Here is a 2,892-nt window from a genome sequence, read left to right as displayed (position 1 = left end):
GTCCCTCTCCCGGACGGGAGAGGGGACCCGCGTCCCGTTCGGCACCGATCTGTTCGTCAAGCCTTCCCCTCGATCGGGCTTAGACCGCCACCGGGGCGCGGATCGCCGGGTGCGGGTCGTAGCCCTCGATGGCGATGTGACCGAAGCGGAAATCGGCGAGGTCGCGGATCGTCGGGTCGAGGTGCAGGCGCGGCAGCGGGCGGGGCTCGCGGGTGAGTTGCAGGCGTGCCTGGTCCAGGTGGTTCAGGTAGAGGTGCGCGTCGCCGAAGGTGTGGACGAAATCGCCCGGCTCCAGGCCGGTGACCTGCGCGATCATCTGCGTCAGCAGCGCGTAGCTCGCGATGTTGAAGGGCACGCCGAGGAAGACGTCCGCCGAGCGCTGGTAGAGCTGGCAGGAGAGCCGGCCCTCCGCCACGTAGAACTGGAACAGGCAGTGGCAGGGGGCGAGCGCCATCCGGTCGAGGTCGGCCGGGTTCCAGGCCGAGACGATCAGGCGGCGCGAATCCGGGTTGCGGCGGATCTCGGCGACGACCTCGGCGATCTGGTCGACCGTGCCGCCGCTGGGCTTCTCCCAGGAGCGCCACTGCTTGCCGTAGACGGGCCCGAGGTCGCCGGAATCGTCCGCCCACTCGTCCCAGATCGTGACGCCCTCGGCCTGGAGCGCGCGCACGTTGGTGTCGCCGGCCAGGAACCAGAGCAGCTCGTGGATGATCGAGCGCAGGTGGAGCTGCTTCGTGGTGACGAGCGGGAAGCCCCGCGCCAGATCGAAGCGCATCTGGTGGCCGAACACCGAGAGCGTGCCGGTGCCGGTGCGGTCCTCCTTGCGCACGCCCTCGTCGAGGATGCGGTGGATGAGCTGGTGATAGGCGTCCATCGGCCCCTGCCTTCCGGCCCGGTCTAGCCCGTCGGGCGCCCCCTGACGAGGCGGGCGGGCCCGTTATCCTCGTTGTCCCCGGCGAAGGCCCGCTCAGGGAGAGGCCGGCCACAGAACGTAGGCGATCAGCGCGAGGTTGCTCCAGCCGTGCAGCGCGATGCAGGGCCAGAGCCGCCCGGTGCGCCAGCGCAGCCAGCCGAGCATGAGCGCGAGCGGCAGCAGGGAGACGGGCCGCGCCAGCCCCCAGGCCGAGACGTGGGCGAGCGCGAACAGGAGGGCGGTCGCGAGGATCGCGGCGGCCGGCGGCAGGAAGCCGCGGGCCTGCGCGAAGATCTCGCCGCGGATCAGGAGCTCCTCGGCCGCGGGCGCGATGACCACGACGTAGGCGAGCCAGACCGCGACCGCCGCCGCGCTGAGCGTCGGGGAGAGCCGCACCCCCTGCGCGAAGGTGGCGCCGAACGCCTCCGCGGTGCCGGTGACCCAGGTGATGTGCAGGATCGGCCAGAGGAGCAGGATGGCGAGGAGGTGGCGGGCGCGCATGCCGTTCGGCCGCGTCCGGTCGAGGGCGAGGCGCTGCCGCCAGTCCGGCCCGAAGCGCCAGACCACGGTGATCAGGACGAGCACCGCGAGGTTCACCTGGAGCAGGATGTCGGCGGCGAGCTCGCGTCGGGCGAGGCTCGCCGCGCCGATGTTCGGCCGCCGGTCGACGGACATGAGGGGATCGATGCCCTCGATCAGGTCCGCGCCGACCCGCACCGCGAGAATCGCCAGAACCTTGGCGAGTCCGAGATAGAGGATCACCGCCGCGGCGAGCCCGAGGAGGCGCAGCGCGCCGGAGCCCAGCCGCCGCGGGACGGAGGGGCTCGGCGCGGATGGCGCATCGACGGGCATCGGAGCGCGACGATCGGGCTTCAAAACCGGAGCGATCCCCCCTATATTCCCCTTGCCGGTCGCGAGGCCGGCTATGGCGATAAACGTTCTTCGCAATAAACCTATCGGACCCGGGGGCGGTACCCGGCGCCTCCACCCGAGCCCAGGGCCTATGGACGCAGCGGCGTTGGGCTTCGGCGGGGGCGAAATAGGATCGACGAGGGCGTAAAGGTTGAGCTTTCGCTCGGCATGGTTCCGCCGTTATCGGGCCATTGCAATAGTTGCCAACGACAACTTTGCTCCGGTCGCGGTGGCTGCGTAAGCAGTCCCCAAAACCGATCTAAAGTCCTAGCGGTTAGCATCGTTTAGGCGGGGTTCGGAGGCACCTGGCAACAGAAGCCTCCACTCGATTTCCCATCCGGTGCGCCCGACCGCGCGGCACGGCCGGCAGGCAGCCCGGGCAAAGCGACCGCAGATGGCAGACGACCTGATCCGCTACGACCTCCTGGTGCAGGACGCCCTCCGCGGCGTGGTGCGCAAGGTGCTCACCGACGCGGCCCGCGAGGGGCTGGCGGGCGAGCACCATTTCTACGTGTCGTTCCGGACCGAGGCGCCCGGCGTGCGGATGTCGCAGCGGCTGCGCGAGAAGTACCCGCAGGACATGACGATCGTCCTGCAGCACCAGTTCTGGGACCTCGGCGTGACCGAGCACGCCTTCGAGGTCGGGCTGTCCTTCTCCGGCGTGCCCGAGCGCCTGCTGGTGCCCTTCGACGCCCTGACCGGCTTCTTCGATCCCTCCGTGCAGTTCGGCCTCAAGTTCGACCTCAGCGAGGGGGCCGAGACGGTCGAGGAGGAGGCGCCCGCCGCGCCGGCGAAGACCGGCCCCCGCGGCGCGGCCTCGGAGCCGAGCGAGACGAAGCCCAGGAGCACGGGCCTCGCGGCGATCAGCAACGGCGCCCCGAAGGTCGTGCCGGCCCTGCCCTCCGCCCCCGGCGCCGCCAAGGCCGACGAGGCGAAGCCCGCCGCCCGCAAGGAGGGCGAGGGCGAGACCTCCGACACGGGCGCCGAGGTCGTCAGCCTCGACGCGTTCCGCAAGAAGAGCTGAGCGCGGACGCCAATCCGTGCGGGCGGCGCCCTCACCTCTCCCG

3 protein-coding genes and 1 other RNA gene are annotated in these 2,892 nt (G+C 71.0%); 2 read left to right on the top strand and 2 right to left on the bottom strand.

Translation table 11 applies throughout. The features are described from left to right. Nucleotides 1–79: 79 nt before the first annotated feature. Both MOX02_RS23045 and MOX02_RS23040 read right to left on the bottom strand, forming a co-directional pair. Nucleotides 80–874, bottom strand: coding sequence for a thymidylate synthase (locus MOX02_RS23045; RefSeq protein ID WP_147028171.1), 795 nt, complete (start codon nt 872–874; stop codon nt 80–82). Between the two features lie 93 nt (nt 875–967). Then, a complete protein-coding gene (locus MOX02_RS23040; RefSeq protein ID WP_147028170.1) occupies nt 968–1,765 on the bottom strand; it encodes a CPBP family intramembrane glutamic endopeptidase in 798 nt (265 codons plus the stop codon). Between the two features lie 15 nt (nt 1,766–1,780). On the opposite strand from MOX02_RS23040, the gene ssrA reads away from it, so the two are divergent. Further along, nucleotides 1,781–2,151, top strand: a transfer-messenger RNA (tmRNA) gene (gene ssrA / locus MOX02_RS23035). 68 nt (nt 2,152–2,219) lie between these two features. Continuing rightward, complete coding sequence (locus MOX02_RS23030) at nt 2,220–2,849, top strand: SspB family protein (RefSeq protein WP_147028169.1); 630 nt, start codon at nt 2,220–2,222, stop codon at nt 2,847–2,849. The last annotated feature ends 43 nt before the right edge of the window (nt 2,850–2,892 follow it).

Origin of the sequence: Methylobacterium oxalidis, from assembly GCF_007992195.1 — a bacterium.
GTDB classification, from domain to species: Bacteria; Pseudomonadota; Alphaproteobacteria; order Rhizobiales; family Beijerinckiaceae; genus Methylobacterium; species Methylobacterium oxalidis.
This window is presented reverse-complemented; position numbering and strand designations above follow the sequence as displayed.

What these genes read in the sequence shown, in the direction of transcription:
- MOX02_RS23040 (WP_147028170.1), bottom strand. Translation starts at nt 1,765, where the DNA reads ATGCCCGTCGATGCGCCATCCGCGCCGAGCCCCTCCGTCCCGCGGCGG.
- MOX02_RS23030 (WP_147028169.1), top strand. Translation starts at nt 2,220, where the DNA reads ATGGCAGACGACCTGATCCGCTACGACCTCCTGGTGCAGGACGCCCTC.
- MOX02_RS23045 (WP_147028171.1), bottom strand. Translation starts at nt 874, where the DNA reads ATGGACGCCTATCACCAGCTCATCCACCGCATCCTCGACGAGGGCGTG.